The 18,680-nt window shown below is 40.7% G+C and carries 17 protein-coding genes; 9 read left to right on the top strand and 8 right to left on the bottom strand.

Features of this window, described 5'->3' with window-relative positions:
- The first annotated feature begins 56 nt into the window (after positions 1-56).
- From QFX10_RS03945 to QFX10_RS03935, 3 genes are all read left to right on the top strand, one after another.
- Positions 57-1,550, top strand: a complete 1,494-nt coding sequence (locus QFX10_RS03945; RefSeq protein WP_280606913.1) for an MDR family MFS transporter — start codon at positions 57-59, stop codon at positions 1,548-1,550.
- Positions 1,547-2,251, top strand: coding sequence for a DUF4811 domain-containing protein (locus QFX10_RS03940; protein WP_280606912.1), 705 nt, complete (start codon positions 1,547-1,549; stop codon positions 2,249-2,251). The genes QFX10_RS03945 and QFX10_RS03940 overlap by 4 nt, the downstream gene beginning before the upstream one ends.
- A 105-nt stretch (positions 2,252-2,356) precedes the next feature.
- Positions 2,357-2,614 carry a hypothetical protein gene (locus tag QFX10_RS03935; RefSeq protein WP_280606911.1) on the top strand — a complete coding sequence of 86 codons (258 nt, stop codon included), beginning with the start codon at positions 2,357-2,359 and terminating at the stop codon, positions 2,612-2,614.
- 294 nt (positions 2,615-2,908) lie between these two features.
- Here the strand turns inward: QFX10_RS03935 and QFX10_RS03930 are convergent, their stop codons facing one another.
- Both QFX10_RS03930 and jag read right to left on the bottom strand, forming a co-directional pair.
- On the bottom strand, positions 2,909-3,379 hold the full coding sequence (locus tag QFX10_RS03930) for a MarR family winged helix-turn-helix transcriptional regulator (RefSeq protein ID WP_280606910.1): 471 nt from the start codon (positions 3,377-3,379) through the stop codon (positions 2,909-2,911).
- Positions 3,380-3,411: 32 nt separating this feature from the next.
- Positions 3,412-4,092, bottom strand: a complete 681-nt coding sequence (jag, locus tag QFX10_RS03925) for an RNA-binding cell elongation regulator Jag/EloR (protein WP_280606909.1) — start codon at positions 4,090-4,092, stop codon at positions 3,412-3,414.
- A gap of 289 nt (positions 4,093-4,381) precedes the next feature.
- Here jag and QFX10_RS03920 point away from each other — a divergent pair, with 289 nt between their 5' ends.
- The 5 genes from QFX10_RS03920 to QFX10_RS03900 all read left to right on the top strand — a co-directional run bounded on the left by QFX10_RS03920 (position 4,382) and on the right by QFX10_RS03900 (position 9,437).
- Positions 4,382-5,191 carry a DUF4422 domain-containing protein gene (locus tag QFX10_RS03920; protein ID WP_280606908.1) on the top strand — a complete coding sequence of 270 codons (810 nt, stop codon included), beginning with the start codon at positions 4,382-4,384 and terminating at the stop codon, positions 5,189-5,191.
- A 14-nt stretch (positions 5,192-5,205) separates the two neighbouring features.
- The gene (locus QFX10_RS03915) at positions 5,206-5,859 is read left to right on the top strand and encodes a sugar transferase (protein ID WP_280607229.1); all 654 of its coding nucleotides are present in this window, start codon (positions 5,206-5,208) and stop codon (positions 5,857-5,859) included.
- Between the two features lie 237 nt (positions 5,860-6,096).
- Positions 6,097-6,948 carry an aldo/keto reductase gene (locus QFX10_RS03910; RefSeq protein WP_280607228.1) on the top strand — a complete coding sequence of 284 codons (852 nt, stop codon included), beginning with the start codon at positions 6,097-6,099 and terminating at the stop codon, positions 6,946-6,948.
- Positions 6,949-6,967: 19 nt separating this feature from the next.
- Positions 6,968-8,884, top strand: coding sequence for a M13 family metallopeptidase (locus tag QFX10_RS03905; RefSeq protein ID WP_280606907.1), 1,917 nt, complete (start codon positions 6,968-6,970; stop codon positions 8,882-8,884).
- 97 nt (positions 8,885-8,981) lie between these two features.
- Complete coding sequence (locus QFX10_RS03900) at positions 8,982-9,437, top strand: hypothetical protein (protein WP_280606906.1); 456 nt, start codon at positions 8,982-8,984, stop codon at positions 9,435-9,437.
- 27 nt (positions 9,438-9,464) lie between these two features.
- On the opposite strand, the gene QFX10_RS03895 is transcribed toward QFX10_RS03900, so the two are convergent.
- The 3 genes from QFX10_RS03895 to QFX10_RS03885 all read right to left on the bottom strand — a co-directional run bounded on the left by QFX10_RS03895 (position 9,465) and on the right by QFX10_RS03885 (position 12,407).
- Complete coding sequence (locus QFX10_RS03895; protein WP_280606905.1) at positions 9,465-11,030, bottom strand: cation:proton antiporter; 1,566 nt, start codon at positions 11,028-11,030, stop codon at positions 9,465-9,467.
- Positions 11,031-11,094: 64 nt separating this feature from the next.
- Positions 11,095-11,580, bottom strand: coding sequence for an ECF transporter S component (locus tag QFX10_RS03890; RefSeq protein WP_280606904.1), 486 nt, complete (start codon positions 11,578-11,580; stop codon positions 11,095-11,097).
- Between the two features lie 14 nt (positions 11,581-11,594).
- Entirely contained in the window at positions 11,595-12,407 is an 813-nt protein-coding gene (locus QFX10_RS03885; RefSeq protein ID WP_280606903.1) for a PfkB family carbohydrate kinase, read from the bottom strand.
- Between the two features lie 148 nt (positions 12,408-12,555).
- Between QFX10_RS03885 and QFX10_RS03880 the strand changes: the two genes are divergently transcribed.
- A complete protein-coding gene (locus QFX10_RS03880; protein WP_437178595.1) occupies positions 12,556-13,347 on the top strand; it encodes a (S)-acetoin forming diacetyl reductase in 792 nt (263 codons plus the stop codon).
- Positions 13,348-13,393: 46 nt separating this feature from the next.
- Here QFX10_RS03880 and QFX10_RS03875 read toward each other — a convergent pair whose 3' ends face one another.
- The 3 genes from QFX10_RS03875 to QFX10_RS03865 are packed head-to-tail and all read right to left on the bottom strand — an operon-like array spanning position 13,394 to position 18,669.
- On the bottom strand, positions 13,394-15,133 hold the full coding sequence (locus QFX10_RS03875) for an ABC transporter substrate-binding protein (RefSeq protein WP_280606901.1): 1,740 nt from the start codon (positions 15,131-15,133) through the stop codon (positions 13,394-13,396).
- Between the two features lie 26 nt (positions 15,134-15,159).
- Positions 15,160-16,905, bottom strand: a complete 1,746-nt coding sequence (locus tag QFX10_RS03870; protein WP_280606900.1) for an ABC transporter substrate-binding protein — start codon at positions 16,903-16,905, stop codon at positions 15,160-15,162.
- Positions 16,906-16,929: 24 nt separating this feature from the next.
- Positions 16,930-18,669, bottom strand: coding sequence for an ABC transporter substrate-binding protein (locus QFX10_RS03865; RefSeq protein ID WP_280606899.1), 1,740 nt, complete (start codon positions 18,667-18,669; stop codon positions 16,930-16,932).
- Between the last annotated feature and the right edge of the window lie 11 nt (positions 18,670-18,680).

The raw sequence follows: 18,680 nt of genomic DNA, 5'->3' as shown, positions 1-18,680 counted from the left end.
GAATAAGTATATAGTTGGCACTACATTTTATTTTACGCTTGTAAGGAAGTGATCTTTTGGAAAATCAAAAGCTACCTACCGATACTGCGGGAAATACTTATAACCGTAATTTACTTGTATTAGTTTTGATGGTAGGTTCTTTTTGTACGATTTTGAATAGTACCTTGATGAATACCGCTTTTCCAGCGATCATGAAGGATTTTAATATTACGACTGCTACAGTTCAATGGTTAACAACAGGTTTTATGATGGTCAACGGGGTCATGATCCCGATCTCAGCGTGGCTGATCAACCGTTTTAGCTCAAAAGCGATGTATTTATGGGCAATGTCGACCTTTTTACTGGGAACAGTTGTGGCTTTTTTAGCGCAAAATTTTGGCGTCTTACTTGCGGGACGTTTGATCCAAGGGATCGGCGTTGGAGTCTCGATGCCTCTTTTACAAACGATCATGCTTTCGATCTTTCCTCCAGAAAAACGTGGAGCTGCCATGGGGACAGTCGGTCTCGTGATCGGCTTAGCGCCAGCTTTAGGACCGACCCTTTCAGGTTGGATCGTTGATAACTGGACTTGGCGCGAACTCTTTGGCATGATCATTCCGATCGTTTTAGTCGTGATCATCTTAGCCTTTTTCTTTATGAAAAGCGTCGTTCCAAATACTCATCAAAAGATCGATATCATCTCGATCATTACTTCAACGATCGGCTTTGGGGCTTTACTTTATGGCTTTTCTAAAGCTGGAAATGATGGCTGGGGCGATAAAGCCGTATTGTTCTATCTCTTTTTAGGGACACTTTTTGTTGCACTCTTTTGCTTACGCCAACTCAAAATGGACGAACCATTCCTCGATATCACCGTCTTCAAATACGGTGAATTCAGTTTAGCCGCACTCTTGAGTGGGGTCGCTAACTTAGCTTTAGTCGGTTCAGAAATGGTCATTCCCCTTTACATTCAAAACATCCGAGGCGAATCAGCCTTTCATTCTGGCTTGATCTTACTTCCAGGCGCTTTAGCGATGGGGATCATGTCTCCGATCACAGGCCGTTTATTTGACCGCTATGGAGCTCGCTTTATGGCGCTTGCTGGGATGACGATGTTGACGTTAGGCTCGATCCCATTTCTTTTCATCACAAAAGAGACTTCGATCATGTTGATCATCGTCTTTTATGCGATCCGAATGTTTGGGATCGCAGCAACGATGATGCCAGTCACGACTTCCGGAATGAACGTCTTGCCGTTTAATAAGATCTCTCACGGAACAGCTGTCAACAACACTTTCCGTCAAGTTTTGAGTTCGATCGGGACAGCGATCTTGATCTCAGTTTTGAGTTCAGTCACTAAGGCTTCGATGCCGGCCCATCAAGTTTTAGTCAAAACACCGTTGACTTATGCTGATCAAGCAACAACTGCTGTTTTAAATGGTTATCACGCTGCTTTCTTTATCTCCGTTCTCTTTGCTGCTTGTGCGCTCTTCTTTGCTTTCTTCTTAAAGAAAGGCAATATTACTTCCCGCAAAGCACCATTAGAACAAAAGGGGGGCGATCTTAAATGAGTATCGTGATCTTAGTCTTAGCGACGATCTTATTTTTCATCTTTACTGTCTTACCGACGATCAAACACCGCTTTATCTATGCTCTTTTAGCTTTTGCCGTGATGATCGGGATGACAAGTGTGATCGTCTTGAATGATTCTTATGAATTTGGGATGAAAGTTGAAACGACTAAAACGACCCGCCCGTTAGTCTCTTCAACAACAGAGCAACTTGACACTTTACTTTACCAACAACTTGGAACTGGTTCAGAACGTGTCTATCTCTATAAAACAGATGTCGCGCAAAAGAAACCACAAGCGACAAAAACAGCTGATACAACTGTCAAATATCACTACACAACCAAAACGCCAACAGTAACGATCACTGAAGAGCGTTATGTTTATCAAAATAAATGGTCTAAATTTTTCTTTAGCATTTTACACAATGATAAACGCCTCAAGCACAGAACTTATGACTTTGCGATCAATCAAAATTGGTACGTTTTGAGTACAAAACAAGCTCAAAGACTCAAGCAAGTCTTTTCACAAAACAAAGATCGCATCCAACATGCAACGACTAAACTCGTGCAAGAACGCTTTGCCAAACGTTTGCAAGCTAACCCAACGATGTCGACAGCTAAACAAGCTGCTTTGTTGAAAGAATTACAGCAAGAGGCCCTCCAACAAACGGTCGCTGATCTGATCAAACAAACGCTTAAATAATTTTAAATGTTTTTTAAGAGTTACTTACAGATAAATTTACCTTATTGGTGTAGCCTAGTAGTTGTATCGTATCATAGGTACTTGATCCAGAAAGGAACATCAATTATGGATACAAAAAACAAGAATCAAGAGATCGTTTCGGCCCAAGTCGTGGCAGTACAAGAACAAACGATCACCGTGAAAACTGAAGAAAATGAAGTGATCGAGGTCGCACGGCCTCAAAGCACTAAAAAAGATGCGCTCTTCATCCAAACAATGAAAGATATTTTAAAGAGTGGGATCTGGATCCCAGTTAATAAAAAGCTCAAACAACTTCTACGCTATGATTGGTTTGAAACACCGATCGAACAATACTCCTTCTAACTCTAAAAAGAGGTCCTCTTACTTTACAGGGGGCCTCTTTTTGTTGGTATTTGGGGCGAATTTTTTTAGCCGAAACGACTTTGAAATGCAGCAGATCTAAAAAATAAGCTTTGACTGAAGGGCGCAAGGTATCCATCTGCCCAACGCAAATGTCTTTAGCAAAATTACTTAGTTACACTTTCTACTCTTACTATTTTTACCCTTTTTTACCTGAATGTAAATTTCCTGGGAAATCTCTTCTTTTTTGCGCTAAAAAAGACCCGGCCAACTTCCACCTTGGACGGGTCTTTTAACTTAAAAACGTGTTGTATTGAGCAACAATTTGTTGTTATCTTCGAGTTTTTTCGACAATACTTTGACAAATTCAACTGCTTGTTGATATTCAGCTTCTGTCATATTGAACGAAGCAAAACATGTCGTGACTTGATTTTTGATCTTTGGTTCAAGTTCACGTGCTTTAGCAGTCAGTTCGATAAATACTTTACGACCATCTTCTTTTGTTCGTGTCCGCGTTATCCAACCGTCTTTTTCCATCCGTTTTAATAATGGGGTCAAAGTCCCTGTATCTAACTTCAAACGAAGTCCAAGATCGCGGATGATCATCTTATCGTCTGCTTCCCACAACACTAATAATGTGATGTATTGGGCATAAGTCAGACCAAATTGCTTCAGCGATTCTGTATAAAACCGATTGTAGAAGCGTTGGGCTGTATAGATCGAAAAACATAATTCATCTTCCAAATGGTCAGGTTTGTGCTCAAACATAGTCAAAATCCTCTCTTAATCAACTATTCGCCTTAACGTTTGGCCGGTTCCACAACGACCGCACGACGCGGCTCATTTCCACAAGAATAGGTCGTGACTTGACTGTTTTGGGCTAAAGCAGCATGGATTATCTTGCGTTCAAACGCTGGCATTGGATCAAGTTGTTGTTTTTCTTGTTGATAAAGAGCATCGGCAGCAACTTTTTGAGCTAATAAACGCAATGTTTCTTTGCGACGTGCCCGATAATCTGCGGCATCCAACACGACTTGAAGCTTTTTTTGGCTCTGCCGATCTAAAAAATCTTGGGCTAATAATTGCAGTGCATTGAGCGTTTTGCCGTGGCGTCCGATCAAGATCCCTTCCTGCTTTGTTTCAAAAATGTAAGTCACGACTTTTTTGGAAACAACGACCTCGATCGTTGTTTCGATCCCCATTTTTTGAGTGATATCCGCCAAATAATAACCTAATTTGTGTAGCTGATCTTCCAACTCACTTTCTTTGGCCTGTTTCTCAACATTTTTTTGTGGTCTAGTTTCTTTTTTAGGCAGTACTGCTTTAGGTAAGAGTTCGACTTCAGCAGGTTTTTTACCTAATCCAAGAAAACCACGGCGGCCTTCGCTGATAACTTTTATTTCGACCTGTTCTCTTGTTGTATGTAACTTCTCTAAGCCAGATCGGATCGCAATTTGCGTTGTCTTGCCCCAAAATTTCACGCTGTTTCCCCCTAAAAGTGATCAACAAAAATAAGCAGACATCTCGCCCGCAACTCATTTAGTAGTATAGCATAATCTTTTCTCTTACACACACCTATCGTGATTTTTTTAATTATTTGTCATCTAGCTATCGTTTTTACTATTTTTAAAGCTTTTTTATGCTAATTGTGCTATATTTGTTTAGGTAGTATATACTTTGTTTGGTATAATTATAAATAAAGTATTTTATGCAAACAGTCCCATCTATGACGATGTCTTAACTAGATGGATATGAGTGAGGAGAGAACTTTTGGAAAATAAAGTTAAAATAGTCATAGCTACACATAAACAGTATGCTATGCCTGATGACTCGATGTATATCCCTCTCCATGTGGGGGCAAGTTTACATCCAGAACTTGACTTAGGATACCAAAAAGATAACGTTGGGGAAAATATTTCTGAAAAGAATAATAGTTATAGTGAGTTGACTGGGCTTTATTGGGCTTGGAAGAATCTGGATGCCGACTATATCGGCTTAGCGCATTATCGGCGCCATTTTGGAAGTAAAAAACGCATTGGTAAAGAACGCTTAGCTTGGATCATTAAGTACACCGAATTAGCACCTTTGTTAGGCAAATATCGAGTGATCTTACCCAAAAAACGACACTATTACATCGAAACGCTTTACTCACACTATGAGCATACACATTATTCAAACCAACTTGATGCGACTAGACGAGTGATCGAGAAGCTTTATCCCGATTATCTTGCCACTTACGATCAAGTTTTAAAACAACGTTCTGGTTACATGTTCAATATGATGATCATGCAAAAAGATCTTTTGAATGACTATTGTACATGGCTCTTTAAGATTTTGTTCGCACTCGAAAAAGAAATGGGGGCATCTGAACTATCCCCATTTCAACAACGCTTTTATGGGCGAGTCAGTGAAATAATTTTTAACGTTTGGCTCCAACAACAAATTAAAAATGGAGTGATCAAAACGGATGAGATCACAGAACTCCCACTTGTTTATGTCGAAGGTGTAAATTGGTGGAAAAAAGGCACAGCTTTCCTAAAAGCTAAGTTTTTCCATCAACGGTATGAGAATAGTTTTTAATGCTGGAGTGATCAATTTTGGAAACACAAAAGATAATTATCGATAAAGAGGCGTTAGCTAGGAAAAAAGGCTATCATTTAGTGAAGCGGATCTTTGATTTCTGCGCAAGTTTATGTGGGTTGATCCTACTGAGCCCGCTTTTTTTAGTGGTCGCATTACGGATCAAATTTGAAGATAAAGGCCCGATCTTTTATAAACAAAGACGTATCGGAAAAGATGAACGTGAATTTTATATGTTCAAATTCCGCTCAATGCATGTCGATGCTGATAAACGTTTAGCAGAACTTAAAAAGCAAAATGAAGTTGAAGGTCCGATGTTTAAAATGAAAAATGACCCACGCGTCACTAAGATCGGCCATTTTATCCGCAAAACAAGTATCGATGAATTACCACAATTACTTAACGTTATTCGAGGAGAAATGAGTTTGATCGGCCCGCGTCCCCCACTTCCAAGTGAGGTGGCCCAGTACACCGATTATGATAAGCAACGGCTTTTAGTGGTCCCTGGTTGTTCTGGTCTTTGGCAAGCGACCGTTCGTAATTCAGTTGGCTTCTCGGAAATGGTCCAACTTGATCTAGAATATATCCAAAAATGCAGTGTCTGGTTTGATCTTAAGATCCTATTTTTAACGATCAAGATCTTATTCAAACCAAATAGTGCCTATTAGAGCACTGGACACTTTACATATCGCAAAAAAGCTCACAAAAAATGCGTATCCGTCAACTGAGATATATATCCTTACACACACTTCCTCCAAGACAAGGTGGGAAGTGTTTTTTTTTGTCAAGCTGTTTCTTTCTTAAGAAATTGCGAACTATGGTATAATCGATTCTGAAAATGACGTTTATATCTACTTTTGTCTTTAAAGTTAACTTGATCTTATGTGAAAGGATCGGTGGAAGAAATGAGTTCAATGAATACGTACACACTAAGTAATGGGAACAAGATCCCTGTTTTAGGCTTTGGAACATGGCAAACTCCTGCTGGAGATACAGCTAAAGTTGCAGTTCAAGCTGCCTTAGCTGCCGGATTTCGTCATATCGATACAGCCGAAATGTATGGTAATGAACAAAGCATCGGTGAAGCTCTAGCTGAAAGCGATCTTCCCCGTTCAGAATTATTTATCACGAGTAAGCTTGATAATAAGTTTCACTCATACGAGGCTGCGACTGAGGCGATCGACCGTTCATTAGCTGACTTAAAACTCGAACAGTTAGATCTATTTTTGATCCATTGGCCAAATCCAAAAGCTTTTCGGGATGAGAATTGGGAAGAACATTTACAAGAAACATGGCGTGCGTTAGAAGATGCCTATCATGCAGGGAAATTAAAGGCGATCGGGGTCTCAAATTTCAAACCTAAACATTTGCAAGTCTTAGAAAAAACACAAACGATCCAACCAATGGTCGATCAGATCCGGATCTGTCCGGGAGACTTTGACCAAGAGACGATCAGTTACTGTCAAGCTCATGGGATCTTGCTCGAAGCATATAGTCCTTTTGGAACAGGTCAGATCTTTAGCGATCCAACTTTACAAAAACTAGCGGCTAAAAAAGGTAAGACCATCGCTCAGATCTGTCTACGCTGGTCGCTCCAACACGGTTTTTTACCGTTACCAAAATCAGTCCATGCTGATCGGATCAAAGAAAATACACAAGTCTTTGACTTTGAACTAACTGAAAGTGAAATCAAACAACTCGATGATCTGGAGGGGATCGCAGGTTATGCGACCGATCCAGATACAGCTTCATTTTAACGAGAGGATCTGGAATTTTATGGGGAAAAATACACAAGTCGATAAATCTTTATTAAAAGATGATCTTTACCAAGCTGTCAATGGTGCCTGGCTCAAAACAGCGGTGATCCCGGCTGATAAATCAACGACCGGTGGCTTTGCCGATCTAGCTGATAATATCGAGAAATTGCTGATGGCTGACTTCGAAGCATTACTCGAAAATGACGCAACTGAGCTCACACCTGAGATGCAGCAATTCGTTAAGTTCTATCGTCTTGCTTCTGATTTTGAAACAAGAGAGCGCTTAGGCTTTGCTCCAGCTAAAAAATATTTAGATAAAATCTTAGCTTTAAAAGACCTAGCTACATGGCAAGAACAACTCCCCGAACTCTTTTTAGCGGGTTATGATGCACCCTTTACCCTTTCAGTTACACCTGATATGAAAGATACGCGTCACTATGCATTGCATGCAGATGTCCCATCACTTTTCTTGCCTGATAAGACATATTACGAAGAAGGAAACGAACAAGCAAAAGCGCTCCTTGCGATCTTAAAACAGATGCTAAATGAACTTTTTGAATTAGCAGGTTACGATAAAGAATTCAGCCACAAAACGATCGAATTGGCTTTAGCTTACGATAAAAAATTAGCGCCTTTCCAAAAGGATAGTACTGAGCGTGCCGATTACGTCAAATCTTATAACAAATATGCTTTTGCTGATTTTGCAAGCTTGAGCCGTTATCTTGATCTTTCAAAGATCGTTTCTGGTTTAGTCAAAACAACACCAGAGTCGATCATCGTAGCTGAACCGCGCTATTTTGAAGCGTTGAATGAATTAGTCAACGAAGATACTTTTGAAAGTATGAAAAGCTGGCTCTTTGTCAAAACCCTACTCGATCTAACTGGACTTTTAAGTGATCAGTTTCGCGTTGTTGGGGGGACGTATAACCGCGCACTCTCTGGTTCAAAAGAAGCAATGGATCCAAAAAAAGCGGCTTACTATTTAGCCTCTAACCAGTATAGCCAAGTCGTTGGTCTCTATTATGCACAAAAGTATTTTGGCCCAGCCGCGAAAAAAGACGTCCAAGAAATGGTCAAAAAGATGATCGCAGTCTACAAAAAACGGCTAACAGAAAACGACTGGCTCAGTGAAGCAACACGTAAAAAAGCGATCACCAAACTCGATGCTTTAGGGATCAATGTCGGCTACCCCGATAAGTTAGACCCACTTTTCGAAGAATTTGTGGTCGATCCAGAACTGAACTTAGTTGATAACGCAACTAAATTCACGCAGATCGCACTTAAACGTCACTATGAACGTTTAGATGAACCAGTCGATCGGACGCGGTGGGAGATGCCAGCTCACATGGTCAATGCTTACTATCACCCTTCCTTTAACTGCATCGTCTTTCCAGCTGCGATCTTACAAGCACCATTTTATAGTTTGGAACAAAGTAAGAGCGCTAACTACGGTGGGATCGGCGCTGTGATCGCACATGAGATCTCACATGCTTTTGATAACAACGGCGCCCAGTTCGATGAGCACGGCAACTTATCAAACTGGTGGACCGATGCAGATCTGAACCATTTCCAAAGTCTTGCTAATAAGATGATCGCCCAATTTGATGGCCTAAAGACTCCGGCTGGCACAGTCAACGGTAAACTCGTCGTCTCGGAAAATATCGCTGACGCAGGTGGGTTGAGTTGTGCTAAAGAAGCTGCTAAAGCTGAACCAAATACTGATCTAGCTGAATTTTTCATCAACTGGGCGCGGATCTGGGGCATGAAATCGACGTTAGAACGCGAAAAATTGCTCCTTGCGATCGATGTTCATGCCCCGCATGTGTTGCGGGCCAATATCCAGCCACAAAACTTAGCTGATTTCTATACGACTTTTGACGTTCAGCCTGGTGACGGCATGTATTTAGCTCCTGAAAAACGGATCACGATCTGGTAATGAGCAAAACGCCACTGCAAATTTGCAGTGGCGTTTTTTTATCTATTAGATTAAAATTGAATTAGTATAATTTTATAAAAAGCGAGGTGTCTGTCCTATGTTTGCTAAGATCCGGCTTGGATTACGTTTTTTACATTATAGTTTGATAAGTTCACTTTGCCTAGCTTTTGTCTTATGGTATAACACCCCCACTAATTTTAAAGTGACTCCATTAACATGCTATTTTATTTTGACCGCTTGCTTACTGCCCTTTTTCCGTTTCAAATTTCCGCACTATTTTTCGTCTGATCGCTCAGAGCAATTCGTCTCTTACCGCAAAAGAGCTCTGGATCTGTATCACCAAGATAAAGCTGCACATCATCCGCGTGGGCGTTGGTCGACTAAAGGCGTCTTGACTGATCCATACGAATTTACCAATCCTTATACCCAAGATTATGATGAGTCGTTCAACTGGATCTATCGCCTAGTCAAACCGCTTTTGCTTAGTCTATTATTTATCCTTTTTGCACCGCTCTTTTTTCTTTACGCTTGGCGAAAAACACGCCGACGCTAAAAAAGCTCCCGCAATGGCGGGGGCTTTTTACGCTTGATCGGGATCTAAGACAGTCGCTTCAGCCAAAGCTACTTCATTATAAAGATCATAGAGATCTCTTGGATCAAGGGCTTGTTGTTCGATCTGTTCAGCTAAATATTCTCGTTCAATATAAAAAGACCACATCAGCGCCTGCTGTTCTAAATAACGTTCTGTTTTATTAAAAGCTGGTTTACGTGAAACGTAGAACCATTGTTGCCAAAATTGCCGTAAACTAGTTTCAGCATTTTGATCATGCAGATCATAGATCACACTTTGCTTGACTTTTTTAGGTAGATACATCTGTTCCACTTCATTGATCGCACGTTGGATCATTTCTTGACGTAAGCGATCTTTTTCGCTACTGTCATATTCTTTTCGTGGCAAAATGAACCAAAAAAGGATCGTTGGCACTAACATGCTCAAAATGATCATAACTGATTCAGACATGATAACTAAGTTGAACTGATTTGAACTTAGACCTAAACCGGCTGCCATAAAGACTAACGCTAACGTTACGGCCCCATGCACACCACCAAAGGAAAAAACAGTCGCACCTAAACGGTCACGCCGTAACATTATTTTGGCATAAAGGTAGCGAACGATCAAATTTCCTAAATATAAGACAAATCCTGCTGTGATCCAGACCCAAGAAGAAAAGGTCACACTTTTATCTAAAATGATCCGCATGAAATTTAAGCCTAAAATGATGAAAACAGCATTATTCAAAAGCTCTTGTAAAAGTCCGATCAGACCTTTGTTCAAATAAAAAAGATGAGTATCACTGAAACGACTACGCTGCGCCTCACTGTTATGCAACAAACCTGCACAAACAACTGCGAGGATCCCGGAAACATGGATCTCCTCGGCAAGAACATAGATCACAAACGGTAAAGCTAACGCTAACATCGTCATCGCATTGACAGCATTATCAAACGGTAAGCGTAAAAGTGTTTGACGAAATGCTATCGCTGCCAGAGCGGCGATAGCTCCAAACAAAACGCCCCCAATGGCGGCCACTAAAAAATCTCGTACTGTCTGTGAGTAGTCGATCTGACCGCGTAACAATAATAAGACCATGGCATTCAACAAAATGATCCCGGAAGCATCATTGAATAAAGCTTCCATTTTTAATAATGATTGCTCTCTTTTAGGTAATTTGAGCCCCTCTGAGACTGATTCGGTCGCAGTTGCATCCGTTGGCGTACTGATCGCTGCCATCACTAACGCTAACGGTAACCCGATCCCGGTAATAAAGGCCAAGGAAAAACCAACAACTAATGTGCTGATCACCACTAATAAAACGACGATCCCCAAGATCGTTTTGAACTTATGCCTCACGCGATTGAGATACATCGCTTGCCCTTCAAAGTATAAGAGTGGTGCAATGATCGTGATCATAAAAACTTCAGGCTCAAACGGTGGGATCATTTTATTCAATACTGGAATAAGTGCGATCAACGCCCCGACTGCCATACTGATATAATTTTCTGAGATCTTTGGAAAAAATTGTGCTACGATACTGGCTGCAACTGACGCAAAAAGCAAAAGAAACCAGCCACTCAACATATGCATCTTCATCCCCCCTTATTTTCTTTTACTATAGCAAAAAAATGAACTTTCTGCCTACCAACTAAACTTAGCGCTTCAAACTCGGTAAGTTTTCTAAACGTCTATATAAAAAATAACCAACACTTGTCCCACATAAGCCTTGGAGCAAGTTAGTCCCTAAGCCTAAAAAACCAGCTGCAAAACCATAAAGTAAACTATCAGCGATAAAATAGCCACCCACTAAAACCCCGACTGCTAGTCCTAAAATTTTCCAAAAATGGCGTTTGGATTTATAAAATGCTCCGACTACCGCCCCTTGAGCGCCATGGATCACTAAAGAAAAGAGCATATACTGCGGATATCCGCCTAAGAGATCCAAGAGCAGACCACTCAAAGCCCCCACGGTAGCCCCAGCTCGCCTACCGTAAAGTAAGGCTGCCAAAACGATCCCCGCATCACACAAATTCAGATTACCATTTGTAAAAGGAACTGGGATCAAAAAAATCCGAGCTACAGCGACATTTAATGCACTTATCAAAGCTAGCAAAACAAGCTTTTGCAATGAACTTTTCATCTTCACCATTCCTTCTATAATTTTTGTAAAAGACGACTGATATCGATCCCTTCTTGGCGTTTTGGATAATTCTTTGCCGTTTCACATAAAGCTTCATACGTCTCTTTAGTCGCTTTTTTGATCGCTTGACTAAAAGAGGCGCCTTGCCATAAAGCTCCTGTCAATAACGCTGCAAAAACATCCCCGCTCCCATAAAAATGACCTGCTAACTTCGGATAACTACACTGTTTCAAAGTTCCCTCTTCAAGCCAAAGACACCCTTTTTCAGCACCAAATGAAAGACCAGTGATCACAACTTGCCCTGTCGCTTTCACTAACTGCTGTGTTTGCTCTAAAAGTGCGCAAAATTCTGCTTTGCTTGGCTCATCAGATAACCGGATCCCCGTTAAGAATTGTGCTTCAGTCACGTTTGGCGTAGCATAATCAGCCACTTGCAAAAGCTCTTTTTGTAAAGCCAGGTGCTCAGGGCCTAAATTAGGATAAAATTTTCCCTCATCTGCAAAAACAGGATCGATGACTGTCAAAGCCAAGCTCTGTTCTTGTAAAAAGTTAAGCAGTGCTTGTCCTGTTTTTAGGTCATCTAAATAACCAAGCAAGGCTCCTCCAAGTGTGAGATCTAGCTTTTGCAAATGGGCTAAAGTTTGCTCGATCCAAGGATAACACGGCAAGATACAAGGTTCACCAAAGCCTTCACTTTGCGTTGATAAAAGACTTGTCGGGAGCGGTAACGTCTTTACTCCTTGGACTTCTAGCAGTGGTAATGCAACTGTTAAAGATAGATCTCCGACAACGGATAGATCTTGTGCCAGCAATAAGCGTTTTTGCATCCTCTTTTCCCCCTCGTAAAGCTATTACATTAACTATAACTTTTTTACTGAATTTTTCAAAGTAGATAAATCTAAAGAAAACGCTTTCTGGGGTAGTTTAAAAATGCTATACTTTAAATGTAGCAAAGGGCACTCATTACGAGGGGGAATGACCATGACAAAAGTAGCACTTGTAACTGGCGGAGCACAGGGGATCGGTCAAGCGATCGTGCAACGCTTAGCTACAGATGGTTTTGCCGTAGCTGTAGCAGATCTAAATTTAGAACTAGCAAAGCAAACAGCTTTTGAGCTTACAACAGCCGGAAAACAAGCGATCGCACTCAAAGTCGATGTCCGAGATCAAAATAGCGTGACTGCGACAGTCCAAAAAACAGTCTCAGCTTTAGGTGGCTTTGATGTGATCGTCAATAATGCAGGGATCGGTCCGACCACCCCGATCCAAACGATCACACCAGAACAATTTGACCAGATCTATCAGATCAATGTCGGTGGTGTCGTCTGGGGTATCCAAGCCGCAGTTGCACAATTCAAAAAGAAGCCACGACGTGAACATGAGATCATCGGTAAGATCATCAATGCAACTTCTCAAGCTGGTGTTGTCGGAAATCCAAATCTTTTACTATACAGTAGTACAAAATTTGCTGTCCGCGGTTTAACTCAAGTGGCTGCCCGCGATCTTGCTAAAGATGGGATCACCGTCAATGCTTTTGCACCAGGGATCGTTAAGACCCCTATGATGTACGACATCGCACATCAAGTCAGTCGCCATGCTGGTAAAGATGATAATTGGGGCATGCAAACTTTTGCAAAAAATATCGCTTTAGGACGCTTATCTGAACCAGCCGAAGTCGCAGCTGCAGTCTCCTTTTTAGCAAGTAGCGATTCGGATTATATCACTGGGCATACGTTAGAAGTCGACGGTGGTATGCAATTTAACTAATGTCTTGATCCAGTAAAAAAGCAGGCACACTGCCTGCTTTTTTAACTTATTTAACAAAACCTACCTTCGCCCAGCTGTAATAATCGCCGTTGTTCGCTAATGAAACTCCAGTAACATTTTTAGCAACTGGCATCGTATAATAATTATTTTGCATCGGTACGATATATGCTTCTTTGTTCATATAAGCTTGCCATTTGTAAAACTGCTTTAATAAATATTTCTCATTGAAAGCCTTATCCGATTTTGTGAATGAATAAACTAATTCACTATTTTCTTTAGTAGCAAAATGACCAAAGTTATACTGTGAGTTTGGTAAATAGGTGATCCCATCAGCTGTTGGCTCAGGTGGAAGAGTCCAAGCTAATAACCACATATCAAAACCTTTACTATCACTAAGTAACTTATTTGTCATCGTATTTGACTCTTGTAAGCGTCCGTTGACTAATTTGACCTTTACTCCGATCTTTTTCCACTGTTCGATGTAATTTTCTACGATCGCATTATGATTTTGACTACCACGTCGGGCCAATAATCTAACTGTCAAAGGTTTGCCATTTGGGCGAATCCGATAGCCATCCTTTTGCTTTTTGTACCCCGCTTTATCTAAAAGTTCATTAGCCTTTTTTAGATCATATGGATACCCTTTAAGCTCTGGGTCACGGTATTTACCAAAAGCATCGGGCACGATCGATTTAGCCCGATAACTTAGGCCATGACCAAATTTTTTAGCAACTTGATCGATATTCATCGCATACGCTAACGCTTGCCGTAAATTTCGATCACTAACAACTGAATCTTTATCCATCACACTTAAGCCTTCATCATTTGAGTGTCCGACCTTAAAACCTAAGTAAGAGTAAGCAAGTTCTTTTTTTCCTATGATCGTTAGATCTTTTTGATCTTTGACTTTATTATAAACTTCAGCTGGCATTTCAAAGAGCAGATCATACTTCTTAGCTTTCATTGCCGTTGCTGCTTGTGAAACAGGCACGACTTCAAGCGTTACTTTATCTAATTTAGGTTTTTTAGGGTAATATTTATTGCGTACATATTCGACTGCTTCACCTGCTACGACTTTTTTGATCACAAACGGACCATAAGAAAGAGGCGTTTTTTGTAATTTTTCACTACCAGCTAACTCTTTTATCGGCGTATCTTTTAAGTAATGATATGGTAGCGCCGTATTCCATAAATAGCCTGCTCCAACAAAGCGCATTGCAGGATGCATTGCTTTATAGTGCACGATCAACGTCTGGGGATCTTTTTCCTCTAAACCTGAGATCTTTTGCGCTTTGCCGTCATGGTAATCTGTGATCCCTTCGATCTCAGCTAATGCTTCTCCATAACTTACTGAACCACTCTCTTTATGTGCGACAACTTCATAAGAAAATGCTAGGTCGCGTGAAGTCAGAGGCTGTCCGTCAGACCATTTAGCTTTAGGTGAGATCTTAACTGTAGCCGTCTTATTTTTTTCATCAAATGTCACATCGGCCAATCCACCTTTAGTGTATTGATAATTTTTATCCATGTTAAACAAATCGTTGTTTGTAAATTCTAAAATCTTTCCTACTGTACCATCAATACTTAATTCAGTGGCTAGTGCTCCTTTGAATGGAGCTTCACTGACGACCGCTGTTCGTAGAGTTCCACCTACTTGAACAGAGTGCGCAACTGGGGTTTGGAGGGGAAAAGAAAGTGCTTGCGCCGTTTGCGTTTTCTCCCCTTGTACTAATAGCGTACCAACACACGCTAAAGCAAATAGCCAGCCATACCTTTTTTTACGCATAAATAAGTCCTACCTCCTTTAAAATTTTACTTGGCAAATCCTACTTCAGTCCACATGTAATATCCCTTACCACCTTCAAGATCGATCCCTTGGACATTTTTAGCCACCGGTAGTGTTGTGTGGGTATTTTGAAGCGGGACGATAAACGCTTCTTGATCCATGTATTCTTGCCATTTGTAAAATTGCTTCAATAAATATTTTTCATTAAACGCTTTTTTTGACTTTGTAAATGAATCGATCAATTCCGTATTTTCTTTAGTGGCAAAATGCCCAAAGTTATACGGAGCATTTGGTAAAAAGCTAACCGCATGGGCTGTTGGTTCAGAAGAAACTGACCAGGCTAGCATCCACATGTCAAACGCTGAGCTATCATTGATCAACATTTCAGTCATCACATTATAATCTTGGAAACGACCATGAACTAACTTGACTCTGACCCCCAATTTTTTCCACTGTTCGATATAATTAGCTACGACAGCTTCAAAATCATTACTATCTTCGTAAGCTAATAATCTAACTGTTAAAGGTTTGCCGTTTGGTCGTGTTCGATAACCGTCTTTTTGCCGTTTATACCCAGCTTTATCTAGTAAAGCATTTGCCTTCTTCATATCATAAGGATAACCCTTGGCTTTGCTATCATGATATTTGCCAAAAGCATCAGGTACGATCGACGTTGCCCGATAGCTCAACCCAGAACCAAATTTTTTCGAAACTTGATCGACATTCATCGCATATGCCATAGCTTGCCGTAAAGTTCGATCTGCAACGACTGAATTTTTATTCATGACACTCACACCAGCTTGATCAGCATGCCCAACTTTAAAGCCTAAATATGAGTAGTAAAGCTCTCTTGCACCTAAGACTGTATAATCTTTGAGTTTTTTGACTTTTGCATAGACATTACTTGGTTCATTCATCAAAACATCAAACTTTCTAGCCTTTAAGGCAGCCGCTGCTTGCGAAGTAGCTACGACTTCAAAAAGTAGCTTATCGAGTTTAGGTTTTTTAATAAAATATTTATTGGGAACATATTCGATCGCTTCCCCAGGTACGATCTTTTGGGCTACAAACGCTCCATACGAAAGGGGTCTTTTGCGCAATTCATCACTTGAAGCAAGCTTATCCATTGGGATATCTTTCAAATAGTGATACGGTAAAGCTGTATTTGAAAGATACTTTGAACCTTTGATATTCATCGCTGGATGCATCTGCTGGTAGTGGATCACTAACGTTTTAGCATCTTTTTCTTCCAACCCTGAGATCTTTTGTGCTTGTCCTAAGTGATACGCTTGCATTCCTTCGATCTCAGCTAAAGACTCATTGTATCGATGGGAACCACTATCTTTATTAGCGATAACTTCATACGAAAAAGCTAGATCGCGTGCCGTCAGCGGTTGCCCATCAGACCACTTTGCTTTAGGTGAAACTTTAGCCGTGATCGTTTTTTTCTTCCAATCGATACTTAGATCAGCTAACCCACCTTTAGCATAATTGTGCTCACTATTACTCCGAAAAAGACTAGGGATCGCAAAGCTTGCTGCCGAAGAAGTTGCCGCATCATCACTTAACTCCTCAGCAAAGATCCCTTTAAACGGTGTATCACTGACAAATCCAAGATGAAGCGTCCCGCCTTTTTTAACTGGACGTGTTGTTGGCATTTTTTGCGGTAACTCAGTTGCCAATACAAGCGACGTTGGTAAAATACTTTGAACTAGTAAGGTCCCCACACAAACTAGCACCGCGCACCATTTTGATTTTTTCTTCCTCTTCATAAACATTTCCCCTTCTCATGTAGCTTATTTAGTAAAGCCGACTTCTGACCACATATAGTAATCTTTTCCGTTTTCAAGCGTGACACCTGCGACATCTTTGGCAACTGGAACTGTCGCATAATCATTGCTAAGTGGCAATATGAAAGCTTCTTTTTCCATGTATGCTTGCCATTTGTAAAATTGTTGTAGTAAGTATTTTTGATCAAAGGCTTTTGGGGAGCGCGTAAATGAATCGATCAATTCTGTATTCTCCTTTGTGGCAAAATGTCCAAAATTATATGGAGCTTTAGGGAGATAGCTGAGCGCATGCATTGTCGGTTCAGCTCCAACAGACCAGCCTAACATCCACATATCAAAATTACGGCTATCATTTAAGACTTTGTCAGTCACTGTATGATAATCTTGTAATCGACCATTGACCAATTCGACCCGAACACCTAATTTTTTCCACTGTTCTAGGTAGTTTTGCACAATAGCTTCAAAATCTTTACTTCCACGATAAGCTAGCAATTTGAGCTTCAAAGGTTTGCCGTTCGGACGAGTCCGATACCCATCTTTTTGCCGTTTATATCCGGCTTTATCTAATAAAGTATTGGCTTTTTGCATATCATATGGATATCCTTTGACTTTGCTATCATGATATTTGCCAAAGGCATCAGGTACGATCGTCGTTGCTCGATAACTCAAACCGTAACCAAATTTTTTTAACACTTGATCAACATTCATCGCATACGCCATCGCTTGGCGCAAAGTGCGGTCACCGACAGCTGCTCCTTTAGTCATCTGACTGACACCCGCTTGATCGACATGCCCTACCTTAAAACCTAAATATGAGTAACCCAAGTCTTTTTGACCTAAGACCGTAAAATCTTTGAGATCTTTGACTTTAGCATAAACACCACTTGGTTCCTCTAGTAACATATCAAACTTCTTAGCTTTCAATGCTGCTGCCGCTTGTGCAGTTGACACGACTTCAAAAGTCAATTTAGATAATTTAGGCCGTTTGACGTAATACTTATTAGCAACATATTCGATCGTTTCTCCAGGTACGATCTTTTTAACTGCAAAGGCCCCATACGAAAGTGGCTTTTTGCGCAATTCATCGCTTGCAGCCAATTTATTCATCGGAATATCTTTCAAATAATGGTATGGTAAGGCAGTTCCCGAAAGATATTTCGAACCTTGAAAACGCATCGCCGGATGCATTGCTTTGTAATGGATCACTAACGTTTTAGCATCTTTTTCTTCCAGCCCCGAGATCTTTTGCGCTTGTCCTAAGTGGTATTCTTTCATCCCTTCGATCTCTTCAAATGACTCATTATAGCGACCTGAACCACTATCTTTATTGCCTAAAACTTCGTATGAAAAGGCCAGATCACGCGATGTCAACGGTTTCCCATCGGACCATTTAGCTTTAGGGGAAACTTTAGCTGTGATCGTCTTTTTTTGCCAATCAAAAGTCAGGTCAGCTAAGCCTCCTTTAACGTATTGATAATTTTTATTTCCCCGGTATAGGCCTGGAACTGCAAACTCTGTCGCTGTTGTTGTAGCGGCATCATTATTTAATTCACGCGAAAAGACACCTTTAAAAGAAGTATCACTGACCATCCCCACATGCAGTGTACCTCCTTGTTTGACTGGACGCGTATCATGCGTCTTGACAGGCAATTCGACTGCTAAAACACTTCTTGCAAAATTACTTTGTACCAATAATGTCCCCACACAGACTAGTGGCACTAGCCAACTAACTCTTTTTTTCTTCATTGTTTTTGCTA

Source organism: Ligilactobacillus faecis, assembly GCF_029889745.1.
Taxonomy (GTDB): Bacteria; Bacillota; Bacilli; order Lactobacillales; family Lactobacillaceae; genus Ligilactobacillus; species Ligilactobacillus faecis.
This window is presented reverse-complemented; position numbering and strand designations above follow the sequence as displayed.

Excerpts from the sequence above, each read along its gene's own strand:
- QFX10_RS03940 (WP_280606912.1), top strand. The coding sequence starts at position 1,547 with ATGAGTATCGTGATCTTAGTCTTAGCGACGATCTTATTTTTCATCTTT.
- QFX10_RS03935 (WP_280606911.1), top strand. The coding sequence starts at position 2,357 with ATGGATACAAAAAACAAGAATCAAGAGATCGTTTCGGCCCAAGTCGTG.
- QFX10_RS03930 (WP_280606910.1), bottom strand. The coding sequence starts at position 3,379 with ATGTTTGAGCACAAACCTGACCATTTGGAAGATGAATTATGTTTTTCG.
- QFX10_RS03910 (WP_280607228.1), top strand. The coding sequence starts at position 6,097 with ATGAGTTCAATGAATACGTACACACTAAGTAATGGGAACAAGATCCCT.
- QFX10_RS03905 (WP_280606907.1), top strand. The coding sequence starts at position 6,968 with ATGGGGAAAAATACACAAGTCGATAAATCTTTATTAAAAGATGATCTT.
- QFX10_RS03900 (WP_280606906.1), top strand. The coding sequence starts at position 8,982 with ATGTTTGCTAAGATCCGGCTTGGATTACGTTTTTTACATTATAGTTTG.
- QFX10_RS03895 (WP_280606905.1), bottom strand. The coding sequence starts at position 11,030 with ATGCATATGTTGAGTGGCTGGTTTCTTTTGCTTTTTGCGTCAGTTGCA.
- QFX10_RS03890 (WP_280606904.1), bottom strand. The coding sequence starts at position 11,580 with ATGAAAAGTTCATTGCAAAAGCTTGTTTTGCTAGCTTTGATAAGTGCA.
- QFX10_RS03885 (WP_280606903.1), bottom strand. The coding sequence starts at position 12,407 with ATGCAAAAACGCTTATTGCTGGCACAAGATCTATCCGTTGTCGGAGAT.
- QFX10_RS03880 (WP_437178595.1), top strand. The coding sequence starts at position 12,556 with ATGACCATGACAAAAGTAGCACTTGTAACTGGCGGAGCACAGGGGATC.
- QFX10_RS03875 (WP_280606901.1), bottom strand. The coding sequence starts at position 15,133 with ATGCGTAAAAAAAGGTATGGCTGGCTATTTGCTTTAGCGTGTGTTGGT.
- QFX10_RS03870 (WP_280606900.1), bottom strand. The coding sequence starts at position 16,905 with ATGAAGAGGAAGAAAAAATCAAAATGGTGCGCGGTGCTAGTTTGTGTG.
- QFX10_RS03865 (WP_280606899.1), bottom strand. The coding sequence starts at position 18,669 with ATGAAGAAAAAAAGAGTTAGTTGGCTAGTGCCACTAGTCTGTGTGGGG.